This window comes from Nonomuraea mesophila, from assembly GCF_004352805.1.
Lineage (GTDB): Bacteria > Actinomycetota > Actinomycetes > Streptosporangiales > Streptosporangiaceae > Nonomuraea > Nonomuraea longispora.
Genome location: NZ_SMLD01000011.1, coordinates 55,945 through 73,095 on the forward strand (window position 1 = coordinate 55,945; position 17,151 = coordinate 73,095).

At 70.9% G+C, this 17,151-nt stretch carries 14 protein-coding genes; 5 read left to right on the forward strand and 9 right to left on the reverse strand.

Translation table 11 applies throughout. From position 1 onward, the window contains the following. Window positions 1-29: 29 nt before the first annotated feature. A complete protein-coding gene (locus E1295_RS06650) occupies window positions 30-947 on the forward strand; it encodes a DMT family transporter (protein WP_246079880.1) in 918 nt (305 codons plus the stop codon). On the opposite strand, the gene E1295_RS06655 is transcribed toward E1295_RS06650, so the two are convergent. The 9 genes from E1295_RS06655 to E1295_RS06695 form a co-directional block, all read right to left on the reverse strand. Next, window positions 887-1,276, reverse strand: a complete 390-nt coding sequence (locus tag E1295_RS06655) for a Fur family transcriptional regulator (RefSeq protein ID WP_132628783.1) — start codon at window positions 1,274-1,276, stop codon at window positions 887-889. The two genes, E1295_RS06650 and E1295_RS06655, sit on opposite strands and share 61 nt — an antisense overlap. Further along, the gene (locus E1295_RS06660; RefSeq protein ID WP_246079884.1) at window positions 1,273-2,145 is read right to left on the reverse strand and encodes a metal ABC transporter permease; all 873 of its coding nucleotides are present in this window, start codon (window positions 2,143-2,145) and stop codon (window positions 1,273-1,275) included. Before E1295_RS06660 ends, E1295_RS06655 begins: the two co-directional genes overlap by 4 nt. Next, window positions 2,145-2,927 (reverse strand): metal ABC transporter ATP-binding protein, encoded by a 783-nt coding sequence (locus E1295_RS06665; protein WP_132628785.1) that lies wholly within the window; start codon window positions 2,925-2,927, stop codon window positions 2,145-2,147. Before E1295_RS06665 ends, E1295_RS06660 begins: the two co-directional genes overlap by 1 nt. Further along, window positions 2,924-3,844: a metal ABC transporter substrate-binding protein gene (locus E1295_RS06670; protein ID WP_132628786.1), complete on the reverse strand. Its 921-nt coding sequence runs from the start codon at window positions 3,842-3,844 to the stop codon at window positions 2,924-2,926. Before E1295_RS06670 ends, E1295_RS06665 begins: the two co-directional genes overlap by 4 nt. A gap of 327 nt (window positions 3,845-4,171) precedes the next feature. Continuing rightward, window positions 4,172-5,005, reverse strand: coding sequence for a formate dehydrogenase accessory sulfurtransferase FdhD (fdhD, locus tag E1295_RS06675; protein ID WP_132628787.1), 834 nt, complete (start codon window positions 5,003-5,005; stop codon window positions 4,172-4,174). Then, window positions 4,998-5,840: a 2Fe-2S iron-sulfur cluster-binding protein gene (locus E1295_RS06680; RefSeq protein WP_132628788.1), complete on the reverse strand. Its 843-nt coding sequence runs from the start codon at window positions 5,838-5,840 to the stop codon at window positions 4,998-5,000. The genes fdhD and E1295_RS06680 overlap by 8 nt, the downstream gene beginning before the upstream one ends. After that, entirely contained in the window at window positions 5,837-7,642 is a 1,806-nt protein-coding gene (locus E1295_RS06685) for an NAD(P)H-dependent oxidoreductase subunit E (protein ID WP_132628789.1), read from the reverse strand. The genes E1295_RS06680 and E1295_RS06685 overlap by 4 nt, the downstream gene beginning before the upstream one ends. A 4-nt stretch (window positions 7,643-7,646) precedes the next feature. After that, window positions 7,647-9,548: a molybdopterin oxidoreductase family protein gene (locus E1295_RS06690; RefSeq protein ID WP_132628790.1), complete on the reverse strand. Its 1,902-nt coding sequence runs from the start codon at window positions 9,546-9,548 to the stop codon at window positions 7,647-7,649. A gap of 37 nt (window positions 9,549-9,585) precedes the next feature. Then, window positions 9,586-10,563, reverse strand: coding sequence for a 2-dehydropantoate 2-reductase (locus tag E1295_RS06695; RefSeq protein ID WP_132628838.1), 978 nt, complete (start codon window positions 10,561-10,563; stop codon window positions 9,586-9,588). A 186-nt stretch (window positions 10,564-10,749) separates the two neighbouring features. On the opposite strand from E1295_RS06695, the gene E1295_RS06700 reads away from it, so the two are divergent. From E1295_RS06700 to E1295_RS06715, 4 genes are all read left to right on the forward strand, one after another. Continuing rightward, a complete protein-coding gene (locus E1295_RS06700; protein WP_132628791.1) occupies window positions 10,750-11,955 on the forward strand; it encodes a molybdopterin-binding protein in 1,206 nt (401 codons plus the stop codon). Between the two features lie 92 nt (window positions 11,956-12,047). Next, window positions 12,048-13,718: a thiamine pyrophosphate-binding protein gene (locus E1295_RS06705; protein WP_132628792.1), complete on the forward strand. Its 1,671-nt coding sequence runs from the start codon at window positions 12,048-12,050 to the stop codon at window positions 13,716-13,718. 13 nt (window positions 13,719-13,731) lie between these two features. Then, window positions 13,732-14,955, forward strand: coding sequence for a formyl-CoA transferase (gene frc / locus E1295_RS06710; RefSeq protein ID WP_132628793.1), 1,224 nt, complete (start codon window positions 13,732-13,734; stop codon window positions 14,953-14,955). Then, complete coding sequence (locus tag E1295_RS06715) at window positions 14,956-17,082, forward strand: acetate--CoA ligase family protein (RefSeq protein ID WP_132628794.1); 2,127 nt, start codon at window positions 14,956-14,958, stop codon at window positions 17,080-17,082. Window positions 17,083-17,151: the final 69 nt, after the last annotated feature.

A 17,151-nucleotide genomic window follows, 5' to 3' on the forward strand; every position in this document is an offset into this window, starting at 1 on the left:
ATCTCCTGCACGGGACATCGGGGGTTTCCGTGAGTGCACATCGGCGTATCGTCATGGTCGCGATCGCCGGGGCACTCATCATCTCCACCTCTGGCCCCATGGTCCGCATGGCCGACGTGTCACCCGCGACCTCCGCCTTCTTCCGATGCGCCTACGCCGTTCCGCCGATGCTCGTGCTGGCCTGGCTGGAGCGGCGCCGCTTGGGCCCGATGCCGCGCAAGGCGCTCCTGCTCGCCTACTCCGCGGGCGCGGTGTTCGCGCTCGACCTGCTGTTCTGGCACCACGCGATCGAGTACGTCGGCGCGGGGCTGGCGACCGTGCTGGGCAACCTGCAGGTGTTCATCGTGGCGTTCGCCGCCTGGGCGGTGTTCGGGGAGCGGCCGTCCACGCGGCTGATGGTCGGGACACCGGTGGTGTTCGGCGGCGTGGTGCTGATCTCCGGGGTGTTCGACAGCGCGGCCTACGGCAGCGACCCCCTGATGGGAGTGTTCGCGGGGATCGCCACGTCGTTGTCGTACGCGGTGTTCCTGCTGCTGATGAAGGCGGGGCCGGACCGTGGCGCGGGCCCGCTGGCGCACGCGACCGTGGTGACCGCCGCGACGATCGCGCTGCTCAGCCCCGCGTTCGGCGGCGCTGACTTCACCCCGGACTGGCCGGCGCACGGCTGGCTGCTGCTGCTCGCGCTCGGGCCGCAGGTGCTCGGATGGTCGTTGATCACCTATTCGCTGCCGCGCCAGCCCGCCGCGCTCACCGCGCTGTTGCTGCTGATCCAGCCCATGACGACCGTGGGCATCTCCGCGCTGGCGCTCGGGGAGCGCCCGTCGGTGTTGCAGCTCGCGGGCTGCGCGATCATCGTGCTCGGCGTGTTGTACGGCTCCGGCAGGGCTCAGCGCGTGGGGACCGGGGTCGAGCAGGCGGAGCAGGTGCCGAAGACCTCGACCGTGTGAGTGATCTCGGTGAACCCGTGCTCGCTGCCGACCGTCTCGGCCCAGCGCTCGACCGCGGGCCCGTCGACCTCCACGGTGTGGCCGCAGCGGCGGCACACCAGATGGTGGTGGTGGGTGTCGCTCGCGCAGGCGCGGTAGACCGACTCGCCCTCGTCGGTGCGCAGCACGTCGACCTGGCCGCCGTCGGCCAGCGCCTGCAGCGCGCGGTAGACCGTGGTCAGCCCGATCTTGGCGCCGTGCAGACGCATCTCGGCATAGACGTCCTGCGCGCTGCGGAAACCCTCGCTCCTGCGCAGGGTGTCGTGCACGGCATCACGTCTCGTCGTCATGCGACCTCCTTGACGTGCAGCTGTGGTCGCTCACTCAATGGTGACTCCTGGGTACGGCCTCGCCGTACGAATCTACCGACCCCGAGGGCCAGGACGAAGCCGGCGAGCGCAAGAAGCACGATGGCGGCTCCCGGCGGGACCTTGGCCGAGTAGGTGGAGGCCAGCAGGCCGCCCACGGAGGCGAGCACCCCGAACACCATGGCCAGCAGCATCGTCGTGCGGAATCCCCGCGTGAGCTGCTGGCTGGTGGCCACGGGGATCACCATCAGAGCGCTGACCAGCAGCAGGCCGACCACGCGCATGGCGATGACGACGGTGAGCGCGGCCGTGACCGCGATCAGCAGGCTGAGGAAACGCACCGGCAGGCCGCTGGCCCTGGCCATCTCCTCGTCCTGGCAGAGCACGAACAACTCCCTGCCGAAGATGACGACGACCGCGATCACCGCGGCGGCCAGCGCGGCGATGACCCAGATGTCCCCAGGGGTGACGCTGGCGATGGCGCCGAACAGGTAGGAGTTGAGCTTGGTGGTGCTGCCGCCGGGCGCGATGCCCATGAGCATGACGCCGCCCGCGATCCCGCCGTAGAACAGCAGCGCGAGCGCCACGTCGCCGCTGGTGCGGCCGCGCGCCCTGACCAGCTCGATGGCCACGGCGCCGAGCACGGACACGATCACCGCGGTCAGCACGGGAGCGGTGCCGGTGAGGAACCCCAGCGCCACGCCGGTCAGCGCGACGTGCCCGATGCCGTCGCCGAGCAGCGACAACCTGCGCTGCACGATGAACGTGCCGACCGCGGGCGCGCAGAGCCCCACCAGCAGCGCCGCGATCAGCGCGAGCTGGAAGAGCTCCTCCTGAAGCAGCTCCATGATCATCGTGGGTCCCCCTGCCACCCCGTGAGCGGTCCCGCGCCCGGTTCGACGGCCGCGTGCGGGTGCTGGTGCTCGTGTCCGGGCCGCGCGCAGTCGCCCTCGGGCCGCGGCGGCCTGCCGTCGTGCACGACCCGGCCCTCGCGGATCACGACGCCGCGCGTGATGATCGGCTCCAGCGGGCCCAGCTCGTGCGCGACCAGCACCACGGTCTTGCCGTCCAGCACCAGCGCGGCCAGGGTGTCGGCGAGCAGTTTCTGCGTCTCGGCGTCCACGCCCGCGGTCGGCTCGTCCATCACGTACGTGTCCGGCTCCCCGGCCAGCGCGCGGGCGATGAGCACCCGCTGCTGCTGGCCCCCGGACAACGACTGGACGGGGTCACCTTCGCGCTCGGCCAGCCTGACGGCCTCCAGCGCGCTCGCCACGGCGGCCCTGTCGGCCGCGCTGGTCCTGCGGAACCTGCTCTGCCTGGCGATCCGGCCGGAGGCCACGACCTCGCGTACGCTGGCGGGCACGCCGCCCCCGACGTGGAGCCGCTGCGGCACGTAGCCGATGCGCCACCAGTCGCGGAACCTGGCGGGCGGCGAGCCGTAGACCAGGGTCGAGCCGCCGGACAGCGGCGTGAGGCCGAGCAGCGCGCGGACCAGCGTGGACTTGCCCGAGCCGTTGGCGCCCAGCAGGGCGACGACCTCCCCGGGACGGATGGTCAGGTCGATCCCCCGAAGGACGGGTTTGCCCTCGAAGGAGACCCGGCCGTCGGTCATCGCGAAGGCCGTTTCGCTCATGCCGTACACCCCAGTGCTGTTTGTAGGGTTTTGAGGTTATCGCGCATGGCGGACATGTAGTCGCCCGAGGGCTTGCTCTCCAGCGGGTCGAGCACGGCCGTCTTCGCGCCGACCTGGCTCGCGAGCACCTCGGCCACCTTCGGGCTGACCAGGGTCTCGGTGAAGATCGTGGTCACGCCCTCGGCCTTGGCGATTTTGGCCACCTCGGAGATGCGGGTGGGCGACGGCTCTGTCTCGGGGTCGAGCGTGATGCCGACCTGCTCGAGCTTGTAACGGTCCGCCAGATAGCCGAACGCCTCGTGCGCGGTGACCAGCGTCCTGGTCTTGCACGTGCGGAGGCCCTGGGTGAACTCCTGGTCGAGCGTTCCGAGCGCGGCGGCCGTCCTCGCGGCGCGGTCCTTGTACGCCTCGGCGTGCGGAGCGTCGGCGGCGGCCAGCCGCTCGCCCAGCTTCGTGGCGACGGTGGCCAGGCGGGACGGGTCGAGCCAAAGATGCGGGTCGTAGGCGCCCTCGTGCCCGTGCTCCTCGGCGCCCTCCTCGTGCCCGTGCTCCTCGTGCCCGTGCTCCTCGGCGTGCCCGCCGGCCGGGATCGTCTTGACGGCGGTCGCGGCGTCGAAGCTCGTGTCGGGCTCCACGGCGTCGTCCACGGCCGGCTGCACACCCTTGACATAGACGGTGAGCGCGGCGTTCCTGATCGCGGTGACCTGCTGGATGCCCAGCTCCAGGTCGTGCGGCTCGACGCCGGGCGCAGTCAGGCTCGTCACCTGGACGTCGGATCCCCCGACCTGTTCGGTCAGCCACTGGAGCGGGTAGAAGGCGGCGACCACCTCGGGCCTGCCGCCCTCCGCCCCTGTGGTGGTGGCGGAGCCGGCGCCGCACGCGGCGGTGGTGGTGATTAGCGCGATACCCGCCAGCAAGCGTGCAGCACAAGACCGGGAAAATCCTGAAATCATGCATCCAGTATGCGGCAGAATGAAAATGATTGTCAAAATCTTCACGCAGGAGTGCCGCGGCTCCGGCGGAGCGGGGGAGCGGGGGAGCGGTCCACGCTGGGCGGTCCACGGTGAGCGGTCCGCATCAGGAAGACAGGATGCCGGACGGCGGCTGGGGGCCCGGGCACGCCGCTCGGCATCCCGCGGTCGCCCCGGTGGTCGTGCGCCGGCAGAGCCGTTGCCGGTGCCCGGGGCGACGTTCGCGGCCGCGAGGCGCCGGCCGGTCCGGCCGCGCCTCGCGGAATGGGGACATCAGTCGGGGAGCAGGGCCTCCTCGCTCAGCCGGTGTTCGCCCGCGTAGACGTTCATCGACTCACCCCGGAGGAAGCCGATGAGCGTCAGCCCTTCCTCCGCGGCCAGCTCGACCGCGAGCGAGGAGGGCGCGGACACCGCGGCGAGCACGGGGACGCCACCCATGACCGCCTTCTGCACCAGCTCGAACGACGCCCGCCCCGACACCATCAGCACGGTGCCCCGCAACGGCAGCCGGCCGTTCCTGAGCGCCCAGCCGAGCAGCTTGTCGACGGCGTTGTGCCGGCCCACGTCCTCGCGTACGCACAACGCCTCGCCCCCGGCCGTGAACAGGCCGGCCGCGTGCAGCCCGCCGGTCCTGTCGAAGACCCGCTGGGCCGCCCGCAGCCGCAGCGGCAGCGATGTGACCACCGGAAGCGTCAGCTCCACGGGGTCGTCGCCGGCGCTCCAGCGCGCCACGGTGCGCACCGCCTCCAGCGACGCCTTGCCGCAGACGCCGCAGGAGGAGGTGGTGTAGAAGTTGCGCGGCTCCGGCGCCGGGACGCCGGGTGCGAGCCGCACGTCGAGCACGTTGTAGGTGTTGCCGCCGTCCACCGTCGCGCCCGCGCAGTAGCGGATCGTGGCGATGTCGTCCGGCGAGCCCACGGCCCCCTCGCTGACGAGGAAGCCCGCGGCCAGGTCGAAGTCGTCGCCGGGCGTGCGCATGGTGACCGTCAGCGGCGTGCCGTTGAGCCGGATCTCCAGCGGCTCCTCGGCGGCCAGCGAGTCGATCCTGCTGGTGCGGGCGGTGTCCTTCACCCGCAGGATGCGACGTTTGACGGAGACCCTAGACATAGCCGTACCCGAAGCGGCCCTTGACGCAGAGGTTGCCCTTGGTGACCGGGTTGTCGTGCGGCGAGGTCACCTTGACGATCTTGTTGTCCTGCACGTGCAGGGTCAGGTTGCAGCCGACACCGCAGTAGCTGCAGATCGTCGTGGTCTCCGTCTGCTTCGACTCGTCCCAGGTGCCCTCGGCCCGCATGTCGAACTCGCTCTTGAACGACAGCGCGCCCGTGGGACACACCTCGACGCAGTTGCCGCAGTAGACGCAGGCCGAGTCGGTGAGCGGGGCGTCGAACTCCGTGGAGATCGTCGTGTCGAAGCCCCGGCCCGCGACGCCGATGGCGAAGGTGTTCTGCCACTGGTCGCCGCAGGCGTCCACGCACTTGTAGCACATGATGCACTTGCTGTAGTCGCGTACGTAGAGCTCGTTGTCGACCTTGGCGGGCTGCTCGACGGTGGCGGCGTCGTCGCCGAACCTGGCCGGGTCGGCGTCGTACTCCTCCGTCCACTCGGCCGCCCTCGGTGTGGTCGACAGGTCCACCGAGGAGGCGAGCAGTTCCAGCACCACCTTGCGGCTCTGCCGGGCGCGCTCGGTGTCGGTGCCGACCTTCATGCCCTTCTCGGCCTTCCTGGAGCAGGCGGGCGCCAGCGTCCGCGCGCCCTCCACCTCCACCACGCAGACCCGGCAGGCGTTCTTCGGGGTGAGCGTGTCGCCGTAGCAGAGCGTCGGGATGTCCTTGCCCGCCACGGCGCACGCGTCGAGGATCGTCGAGCCCTCTGGCACGCGCACGGTCTCGCCGTCGATCTCGACGTCGATGAGCCGGCGGGGCGGCTGGAGCGGGATCATCTGAAAACTCCCAGGCGGTCGATGGCTGATTCGACGGCGTTCCAGGCGGTCTGTCCGAGGCCGCAGATGGAGGCGTCACGCATGGTCTGGCCGACCTCGCGCAGCAGCACGAGATCGTCGTCGTCGACCCGGCGCGACAGCCGGTGCAGGGCCTCCTCCTGGCGTACCGTACCCACCCGGCAGGGCACGCACTGGCCGCAGGACTCGTCGCGGAAGAACTCCGCGATGCGCAGCAGCAGGCTCTTGAGGTCCACGTCGTCGTCGATGACGAGCACCACGCCGGAGCCGAGCGTCGCGCCGGCGGCCCTGGTGCCCTCGAAGGTGAGCGGGATGTCCAGGTCGGTGACGAACGCGCCGGCCGCCCCGCCGAGCAGCACCGCCCTGGTCGTGCCGGTGGTGCCCGACAGGTCGAGCAGCTCGCGCAGCGTGGCGCCGAACGTCAGCTCGTACACGCCGGGGCGTTCCACCGCGCCCGAGACGCAGAACAGCTTGGGCTCGGCCGCCGCGTACGCCTGCGCCCCGCGCTCCAGGATCGGCAGCACGTTGACCAGCGTCTCGACGTTGTTGACCACGGTCGGCTTGCCGAACAGCCCCTTCTCCACCGGGAACGGCGGCTTGCTGCGCGGCTCGCCCCGCTGCCCCTCGATCGAGTTGAAGATCGCGGTCTCCTCGCCGCAGATGTAGGCGCCCGCGCCCCTGCGCAGCTCGATGTCGAAGGACAGGCCCTTGCCGAGAATGTCGTCGCCGAGCAGGCCCCGCGCGCGGGCGGTCGCGATCGCGTGCTGGAGCCGCGCGACCGCCCGGGGATATTCGCCCCTGATGTAGAGGTATCCCTTGGCGCAGCCGGTGGCGTAGGCGGCGATCGTCATGGCCTCGACGAGCGCGTACGGGTCGGCCTCCATGATGACCCGGTCCTTGAACGTCCCCGGCTCGCTCTCGTCGGCGTTGCAGACCAGGTAGTGGGGGTGGTCCGGCTGGCGGGCCGTGGCGTCCCACTTGCGCCCGGTCGGGAACGCCGCGCCGCCCCTGCCGACCAGGCCCGACTCCAGCACCTCGCGGATCACGCCGGCGGGCCCGAGCTCGAAGGCCCGCCGCAGCGCGGTGTAGCCGCCGGCCGCCCGGTAGTCGTCCAGGCTGGCCGGGTCGACGGTGCCGACTCTCCTGAGCAGGAGCAGTCCGTCCTGCCCGGCCTGCGGCACCGCCGCCCGTTCTGGGGTCTCGCCGGTGACCTTGACGCTCGGCGTGCTCCCGTTGGAGCTCGGCGGCGCCTCGGCCATGGTGGTGATCGTGTCGGGGGTGGCGGGGGCGTACACCTGGGCCACGGGCGGCGTGCCCGCCTCCAGGGCGAGCGCGGCCGGGGCGCGCTCGCACATGCCCAGGCAGGGGCTCTCCTGCCACGACGTGCCCGCCGGGCCGAAGTGGTCCTCGACCCGCTTGCGTACGGACTCCGCGCCCTTCGCCTGGCAGGCCAGGTCGGTGCAGACGTGCAGGACCCGCTTCGGCCGGGGCTGCACGGAGAACAGCGCGTAGAACGTGGCCACGCCGTACGCCTCGGCCGGGGGGATCGTCAGGCGGCGGCAGATGTACTCGAGCGCTCCCTCACTGATCCACCCGACCCGGTCGTTGACCGCGTGCAGCGCGGGCAGCAACTGGTCGCGGGCGGCCTCGGCGCGGGCGGCGAAGCGCAGGTCCTGCTCGGTCCTCGCGCCGCCGTCCCAGGCGGAGGCGGGCGGCCCGAGCAGGGCGTCGACCGCCGCGCGCTCCTCCTCGGACGGCTCCGCACCACGAAATCTCAGATCCATCTGATCACCCGGCCTTGACGAGCTTCTCGACACGTACGGCGGCGGCCTTGAACTCGGCCGTGCCCGAGATCGGGTCGGTGGCCTCGATGGTCAAGGAGTTGGTGTCCACCTCGTCGGGGAAGTGGAACGTCATGAACACGAGCCCCGGCCGCAGGGCGGGGTCGATGTAGACCGGCGCGGTCACCGAGCCGCGCCGCGAGGTGATCCGCACCTCCTCGCCCTCGGTGAGGCCGAGCCGCTCGGCGTCCTCGGGGCAGAGCTCGACGGTCTCGCCGCGGCGCAGCGGCGAGGCGAACCCGGACGACTGCACCCCGGTGTTGTAGGAGTCGAGCCGGCGGCCGGTGGTGAGCCGCAGCGGGTATTCGTCGTCGAGCAGGTCCACCGGCGGCGAGTGCCGCAGCACCGCGAACGGCGCCGGCGTGCCGCGCTTCGACGGGTCGTTCTCCCAGAGCCTGCCGTGCAGGTAGGGCGGCTCCAGCGAGTCCTCCGACGGGCAGGGCCACTGGATGCCCTGCAGGTCGGCCAGCCGCTGGTAGGTCATGCCCGTGTGCTGCGGGGACAGGGCGCGCAGCTCGTTCCAGACCTCCTCCGCGCCGTCGTACGCCCAGTCGTGGCCGAGCCTGCGGGCGATCTCGCACATGATCCAGATGTCGTCGCGGGCCTCGCCCGGCGGCTCCAGGGCCTTGCGCACCCGTTGGACGCGGCGCTCGCTGTTGGTGAAGGTGCCGTCGGCCTCGCACCAGGCGGCGCTGGCCGGCAGCACGACGTCGGCCATCTGGGCGGTCTTGGTGAGGAAGATGTCCTGCACCACCAGGTGGTCGAGCATCGACAGGCGCTTGATGCAGGCCAGTGAGTCGGCCTCCGACTGCACGGGATTCTCACCGATCAGATAGCACGTGGTGACCTCGCCCTCGGCCATCGCCTCCAGCATCTCGGTGAGGTTGTGCCCGTACCTCGGCTGGATCGGCCGGCCCCACGCGCTCTCGAACCTGGCCCTGATGCCGGGGTCGAGGATGTCCTGGAAGCCGGGCAGGCGGTTGGGGATGGCTCCCATGTCGCCGCCGCCCTGCACGTTGTTCTGCCCGCGCAGGGGCGACAGGCCCGAGCCGTAGCGGCCGACGTGGCCGGTCAGCAGGGACAGGTTGATGAGCGCGCGTACGTTGTCGGTGGCGTTGTGGTGCTCCGTGATGCCGAGCGTCCAGCACAGCTGGGCGCGGTCGGCGCGGGCGTACGCGTGGGCCAGCTCGCGGATGGCGGCCGCGGGCACGCCCGTGACCTGCTCGGCCACGCCGAGCGTCCACGGCTCGACCGACTCCTTGAACTCCTCGAAGCCGATCGTGGCCCGCTCGATGAACGCCTCGTTGTGCAGGCCTGCGTGGATGATCTCGCGGGCCACCGCGTGGGCGAGCGGGATGTCCGTGCCGACGTTGAGCCCCAGCCACAGGTCGGCCCACTGGGCCGTGCCGGTGCGGCGGGGGTCGACCGCGAACATGCGCGCGCCCTTGCGGATGCCCTTGAGCACGTGCTGGAAGAAGATGGGGTGGGCGTTCCTGGCCGCCGAACCCCACATGACGATCACGTCGGTGTCCTCGACCTCCTGGTAGGAGGAGGTGCCGCCGCCGCTGCCGAACACCGCCGACAGCCCCGCCACGCTGGGCGCGTGGCAGGTGCGGTTGCAGGAGTCCACGTTGTTGGTGCCTATTACCACGCGGGTGAACTTCTGCCCGACGTAGTTCATCTCGTTGGTGGAACGGGCGCACGACAACATGGCGAAGCAGTCGGGGCCGTGCTCGTCGACGTTGCGGCGGAAACCCTCCGCAGCGCGTTCCAGCGCCTCCTCCCAGCCGGCCTTGCGCAGCACGCCGTTCTCGCGCACCAGTGGATGGGTCAGGCGGTCATAGCTCATGATCCCTCCATTCTGTATACAATCACGGTATTCCCAGCTAGACCGCGCGGACAAGGTTCGCGTTCAGCAGATCGCTCACAGCGTGGATCGCGCGCAGCGTCGGCACCTCCGCTCCGGTGAGATCGGCCAGCTCGACCACCGCCGCCAGCAGCACGTCGAGCTCCAGCGGTTTACCTTTCTCCAGGTCCTGGAGCGTGGACGTCTTGTGCTCGCCCGCCTTCTCCGCCCCGCGCAGACGGCGCTCGATCGAGATGCCCGGATCGCAGCCCACCCGCCTGGCGACCTCGACCGTCTCCCGCATCATGGCCACGACCAGCCCTCTGGCGCCGTCGTGGCGGCAGATCCCGGCCATCGTCGCCCTGGCGAGCGCGCTGATCGGGTTGAAGGCGATGTTGCCCATGAGTTTGATCCACACATCCCGGCGGAGGTCCGGCTCGACCGGGCACTTCAGGCCGCCCTCGACCGCCGCCCGGCTGAAGGCGGCGCACCGCTCGGTCGGCGCGCCGTTCGGCTCGCCGATGGAGAATCTGGTGCCTTCGAGGTGGCGGATCACGCCCGGCCTCTCGATCTCGGTGGCGGCGTAGACGACGCAGCCGATCGCCCGGTGCAGCGGCAGCGCGGCCGTCACCGCGCCGCCCGGGTCGACGCTCTCGATGCGGTAGCCCTCGTACGGGCCCTTCAGCCCGTGGAAGTACCACCACGGGATGCCGTTCTGCGCGGCGATGATGCTCGTGTTCTCGTGCAGAAGCGGCTGGATCATGGGGCCCGCAGCGGCGTAACTGTTCGCCTTGAGACCCAGGAAGATGTGGTCCACCGGGCCGACCTCGGTGGGGTCGTCGGTGGCATGGGGATGGGCGACGAAATCGCCCCTGGGGGTGAGCACCCGCACACCGGCGGAGCGTATCGCCTGCAGGTGCTCGCCTCTGGCGATGAGGTGCACCTCGACTCCCGCTCTGTGGAGGGCGGCCCCCACGTATGCGCCGATGGCGCCGGCGCCAAGAACAGCGACCTTCATCATCCGCTCCGTTCTCGCGTCGGACTGTCTGTACGGCCCCCGTACAGCGGAGGGCCGCCGCCGCGGCCCACCGTTCGCGCGGCCCGCTGGAGGCGGGCGACTGTGCATTCGGTATACAGTATGGAAAAAGTCGGGTCAAGGAGCGTACCTGTGACCGTTGTTCGGCATGAACCAGTGGTGGAAGCGATGTCATGGGCCGCCGCGCGGGCCCTCGCGGCGCGGTCGGCGGGGCGGCTGGAGCCGGCGCGGGTGCCGCTCCAGGACGCGCTCGGCCGCCGCCTGACCGCCCCCTTGACGGCGCTGGTGCCGGTGCCCGGCGTGGACGTGGCCGCGATGGACGGTTACGCCGTGGCGGGACGGGGTCCGTGGCTGGTCGTGGGCGGCGTGCTGGCCGGGGGAGCGCCGTACGCGGACGTGCTGCGGGCCGGGGAGGCGGTGGAGATCGCCACCGGCGCCCCGGCCCCGGCGGGGGCGGAGGCGGTGCTGCCCTACGAACACACGGTCGCGGCGCCGCCTCCAGGGTCGGGGGAGGCCGGGCGCGGGCCCGTCACGTGGGTGGACCGCCCTGGAGGCGGCGCGGCCGAGACCGGGCGGCACATCCGGCGGCGGGGCGAGGACATCGCCGAGGACGCGGTCGTGCTCGGCGCGGGCGCCATGGTCACCCCCGCCGTGCTCGGGCTGGCCGCCTCGCTCGGTCACGACACCCTGCTCGTACGTCCGCGGATGCGGGTGACGGTGCTGGTCACCGGCGACGAGGTGGTGCACGAGGGGCTGCCCGCGCCGGGCCGGGTCCGCGACGCCATCGGGCCGTTCCTGCCCGGTCTCGTGGAGTGGGCGGGCGGCCGGGTCGCCGGCGAGACCCGCCTTCCCGACGGCCCCGGCCCGCTCCGCGCGGCGCTGGCGGAAGGAGCGCCGGGGACGGGCGCGGGCGACGTGGCCGTCGTGTGCGGGGCGTCGTCGAAGGGCCCTGCCGACCACCTCCGGGGCGTGCTGGCGGGGCTCGGGGCGGAACTCCTCGTCGACGGCGTGGCCGTACGTCCCGGGCACCCGCAGATGCTGGCCCGCCTGCCGGGCGGCGGGCTCGTCGTGGGCCTGCCGGGCAACCCGTTCGCGGCCTTCGCCGCGGCGCTCACGCTGCTGGTCCCGCTGGTACGCGAGGCGGCAGGCACGGCGCCTGGCCGGGAGACGAGCGCGCTGGCCGGCCCGGTCAGGGTGCACCCTAGGGACACCCGGCTGGTGCCGGTCAGGAGGTCCGGCCGCGGGGCCGTGCCCGTGGGACATGACCGGCCGGGTTCGTTGTGGGGCGCCGCGCTCGCGGATGCGCTGGCCGTGGTGCCTCCGGGGTGGTCCGGTGAGCAGGTCGAGCTGATCGAGTTGCCCCTGGGGGGCTAGACAGGCCGTTCAGGAGGGAGTAACCATTGCGTTCATACGGTATGCAGTATGCGGAAGACAGCGCGTTCCGTCCCCGGGAAAGGGTTTGAAGGATGTCGGAAACGATCTCTGGCGGTCATCTCGTAGCCAAGGCACTCAAGGCCGAGGGTGTGGAAGTGATCTACACGCTCTGCGGCGGCCACATCATCGATATCTATGACGGCTGCGTCGATGAGGGCATCGAGGTCATCGACGTACGCCACGAACAGGTAGCCGCGCACGCCGCGGACGGATACGCCCGCATCACCGGAAAGCCCGGCTGCGCGGTGGTCACCGCCGGACCGGGCACGACCGACGCGGTCACCGGCGTGGCCAACGCCTTCCGCGCCGAGAGCCCCATGTTGCTCATCGGCGGCCAGGGGGCTCTGAGCCAGCACAAGATGGGCTCGCTCCAGGACCTGCCCCACGTGGACATGATGGCGCCCATCACCAAGTTCGCGGCCACGGTGCCCGGCACGGAACGGGTGGCCGACATCGTGTCCATGGCCTTCCGCGAGTGCTACCACGGCGCTCCCGGCCCGTCGTTCCTCGAGATCCCGCGCGACGTGCTCGACGCGAAGGTCCCGCTGGAGAAGGCGCGGATCCCGGAGGCCGGCCGCTACCGCGCCTCCACCCGCCAGGCGGGCGACCCCGAGGCGATCGAGCGGCTCGCCGACCTGCTGGCACACGCCGAGAAGCCGGCCATCCTGCTCGGGAGCCAGGTCTGGACGTGCCGGGCGACGGACGCGGCGACCGACTTCGTCAGGTCGCTCAACGTGCCCGCGTACATGAACGGCTCGGGCCGCGGCACGCTCGCGCCCGGCGACCCGCACCACTTCCAGCTCAGCCGCAGGTACGCCTTCACCGAGGCCGACCTGATCATCATCGTCGGCACCCCGTTCGACTTCCGGATGGGCTACGGCAAACGCCTGTCGCCGACCGCGACCGTCGTCCAGATCGACCTCGACTACCGCACCGTCGGCAAGAACAGGGACATCGACCTCGGCATCGTCGGCGACGCCGGCCTCATCCTCTCCGCCGCCGCCCAGGCCGCGAGCGGCCGCATCGGGGACGCCGCCGCCAAGCGCAAGGCGTGGCTGGAGGAGCTGCGCACGGTCGAGACCCAGGCGTACGAGAAGCGCCTGCCACGCCAGCACTCCGACGCCCGGCCCATCGACCCCTACCGCCTCGTCCACGAGATCAACGAGTTCCTCACCGAGGACACCATCTACATCGGCGACGGCGGTGACATCGTCACCTTCTCCGGCCAGGTCGTGCAGCCGAAGTCGCCCGGCCACTGGATGGACCCGGGACCGCTCGGCACGCTCGGCGTCGGCACCGCCTTCGCGATGGCGGCCAAGCAGGCGCGGCGGGACAAGGAGGTGCTGTGCCTGTTCGGCGACGGCGCCTTCAGCCTGACCGGCTGGGACTTCGAGACGATGGTCCGCTTCGACCTGCCCTTCATCGGGGTCATCGGCAACAACTCGTCGATGAACCAGATCAGGTACGGCCAGGCCGCCAAGTACGGCGAGGACCGCGCCCGCGTCGGCAACACCCTCGGCGACATCCGTTACGGCGAGTTCGCCAAGCTCCTCGGCGGCCACGGCGAGGAGGTCCGCGACCCGTCCGAGATCCGCCCCGCGCTGGAGCGGGCCAGGGAGTCGGGCAAGCCCTCACTGATCAACGTATGGGTCGATCCGGACGTCTACGCCCCCGGAACGATGAACCAGACCATGTACAAGTAGGGGAAACAGCGACATGAAGGCTCTCGAAGGTGTCCGCGTCCTCGACATGACCCACGTCCAGTCGGGCCCGTCAGCCACCCAGATGCTCGCGTGGCTGGGCGCCGACGTGGTCAAGCTGGAAGCACCCAAAGGCGACATCACCCGGCAGCAGCTCCGTGACGTACCGGACGTGGACAGCCTGTATTTCACGATGCTGAACTGCAACAAGCGCAGCATCACCCTCAACATGAAGAGCGAGCGCGGCAAGGAGCTCTTCACCGAGCTGGTGAAGAGCGCGGACGTCCTGGTGGAGAACTTCGGTCCTGGCGCGGTCGACCGTATGGGCTTCACCTGGGAACGCCTCCAGGAGCTCAACCCCCGCCTCATCTACGCCTCGATCAAGGGCTTCGGCCCCGGCCGGTACGCCGACTTCAAGGCGTACGAGGTGATCGCGCAGGCGATGGGCGGTTCGATGAGCACCACCGGCTTCGAGGAGGGCCCGCCGCTGGCCACCGGGGCGCAGATCGGCGACTCGGGCACCGGCATCCACACGGTCGCCGGCATCCTGGCCGCCCTCTACCAGCGCCAGCACACCCAGCGCGGCCAGCGGGTCCAGGTGGCCATGCAGCACGCCGTGCTGAACCTGTGCCGCGTCAAGCTGCGCGACCAGCAGCGGCTGGCGCACGGCCCGCTGCGCGAATATCCGAACAAGACGTTCGGCGACGAGGTGCCGCGCTCGGGCAACGCCAGCGGCGGCGGCCAGCCGGGCTGGGCGGTGCGCTGCGCGCCCGGCGGGCCCAACGACTACATCTACGTGATCGTGCAGCCGGTCGGCTGGGAGCCGATCGCCACCATCATCGGCCGTCCCGAGCTGGCCGCCGACCCCGAGTGGGCGACGCCGGAGGCGCGGCTGAGCAAGCTGGACAAGATGTTCCAGCTCATCGAGGAGTGGACGATCCGCCACGACAAGTGGACGGTGCTCGACCGGCTCAACGGCGCCAACGTCCCGTGCGGGCCGATCCTGTCGACCAAGGAGCTGGTGGAGGACGAGAGCCTGCGCGAGGAGGGCATCGTCGTCAAGGTCGAGCACCCGGAACGCGGTGAGTTCGTGACGGTCGGCAGCCCGCTGCAGTTGTCGGACTCGCCGGTGGACGTCGTCACCCCGCCCCTGCTCGGTGAGCACAACCAGGACATCTACGGCGAGCTGGGCGTCAGCGCGGACGAGCTCGCCGAACTCAAGACGAACGGAGTCATCTAAGTGGCGACCACAAGCGTGGCCAGGGAGGTCATCGACAAGGCGCTCGCCGAAGGGCGGACGGCTCTGACCGCACCGGAAGGGCGCAGGCTGTGCGAGGAGTACGGCATCGCGACCCCGGGCGAGGGGCTCGCGACGTCGGCGGCGGAGGCGGCGGAGATCGCCGAGAAGATCGGGCTCCCGGTCGTTCTCAAGATCGTATCGCCTGACATCCTGCACAAGACGGACGCCGGCGGCGTGCTGGTCGGCCTCAAGAGCACCGACGAGGTGCGGGAGGGCTACGACACGATCCTGGCCAACGCCCGCGCCTACGACCCCGACGCGAAGATCGACGGCATCCAGGTGCAGCAGCTGGTCGGCGGCGGCCACGAGGTCATCGTCGGCGCCGTCACCGATCCCACGTTCGGCAAGGTCGTCGCCTTCGGCCTTGGCGGAGTCCTGGTCGAAGTTTTGCAGGACGTTACCTTTAGACTTGCCCCGCTTTCGGGTGAAGATGCCTTTGGCATGCTGGACGACATCAGGGCGGCAGAGGTCCTCCGTGGTGCTCGCGGCGCCGAACCCGCCGACCGGGAGGCGCTCGCGGGCCTGATCGAGCGGGTCGGCCGGCTGGTCACCGACGTCCCCGAGATCGTCGAGATCGACCTCAACCCCGTCTTCGCCGACGCGAACGGAGCGGTCGCCGCCGACGTGCGCATCCTCATCGGCGACAAGCCCGCCGAGGTCGCCCGGCTGCCGCGCGAGGAGATCCTCCGGCAGATGACGCGGATCTTCAAACCGCGCTCGGTCGCGGTCATCGGCGCCTCCGCCGAGAGCGGCAAGATCGGCAACTCCGTCATGCGCAACCTCATCAACGGCGGCTACCAGGGGCAGATCCTGCCGATCAATCCCAAGGCCGACGAGATCATGGGGCTGCCCGCGTACAAGAGCATCTCCGACGTCCCCGGCGACGTGGACGTGGCCGTGTTCGCCATCCCCGCCAAGTTCGTCGCGGCGGCGCTGGAGGAGACCGGCAAGAAGGGCGTGGCGGGCGCCGTCATGATCCCGTCGGGGTTCGCCGAGACCGGCAACGTCGAGGGGCAGCAGGAGATCGTCGAGATCGCCCGCAGGCACGGCGTGCGCATGCTCGGGCCCAACATCTACGGCTACTACTACACGCCGGAGAACCTCTGCGCGACGTTCTGCACGCCGTACGACGTCAAGGGCAGCGTGGCGCTGACCTCGCAGAGCGGCGGCATCGGCATGGCCATCCTGGGCTTCAGCCGCACCACCAAGATGGGCGTCTCCGCCATCGTCGGCGTCGGCAACAAGGCCGACGTGGACGAGGACGACCTGCTCACCTTCTTCGAGCAGGACGACAACACCAAGGCCGTGGCCATGCACCTGGAGGACCTCAAGGACGGGCGCGGCTTCGTCGACGCCGCCCGCCGCGTGGTCAAGGAGAAGCCGGTCATCGTGCTCAAGGCGGGACGCACCGCGATGGGCGCGCGGGCGGCCGGCTCGCACACCGGGGCCCTGGCCGGGAACGACAAGGTCTACGACGACATCCTCCGGCAGGCCGGGGTGGTGCGCGCCCCGGGACTCAACGACATGCTGGAGTACGCTCGCGCGCTGCCGATCCTGCCCGCGCCGAAGGGCGAGAACGTCGTCATCATCACCGGGGCCGGCGGCTCGGGCGTGCTGCTCTCCGACGCCATCGTCGACGCCGGGCTGACGCTCATGGACATCCCGCCCGACCTGGACGAGGCCTTCCGCGCCTACATCCCCCCGTTCGGGGCGGCGGGCAACCCCATCGACATCACCGGCGGCGAACCGCCATCGACGTACGAGAACACGGTCCGCCTCGGCCTGGCCGACGAGCGCATCCACGCGCTCGTCCTGGGCTACTGGCACACGATCGTGACGCCGCCGATGGTCTTCGCCGAGCTCATCGCCCGCGTCGTGGCCGAGGAGCGGCAGAAGGGCAACGTCAAGCCGGTCGTGGCGTCGCTCGCCGGGGACACCGAAGTTGAGGAGGCCAGCGAGTACCTGTTCGAGCATGGCGTGGTCGCGTACCCGTACACGACAGAGAAGCCCGTGGCGGTCCTCGGTGCGAAGTACCGCTGGGCCAGGGCTGCCGGACTGCTGCGCTAGAGCCGATCGACAGCACAGCAGCCAGGCGAGGGGGCCATTCGGGGCAGCAGCGCAGAAAGGCAACAACCC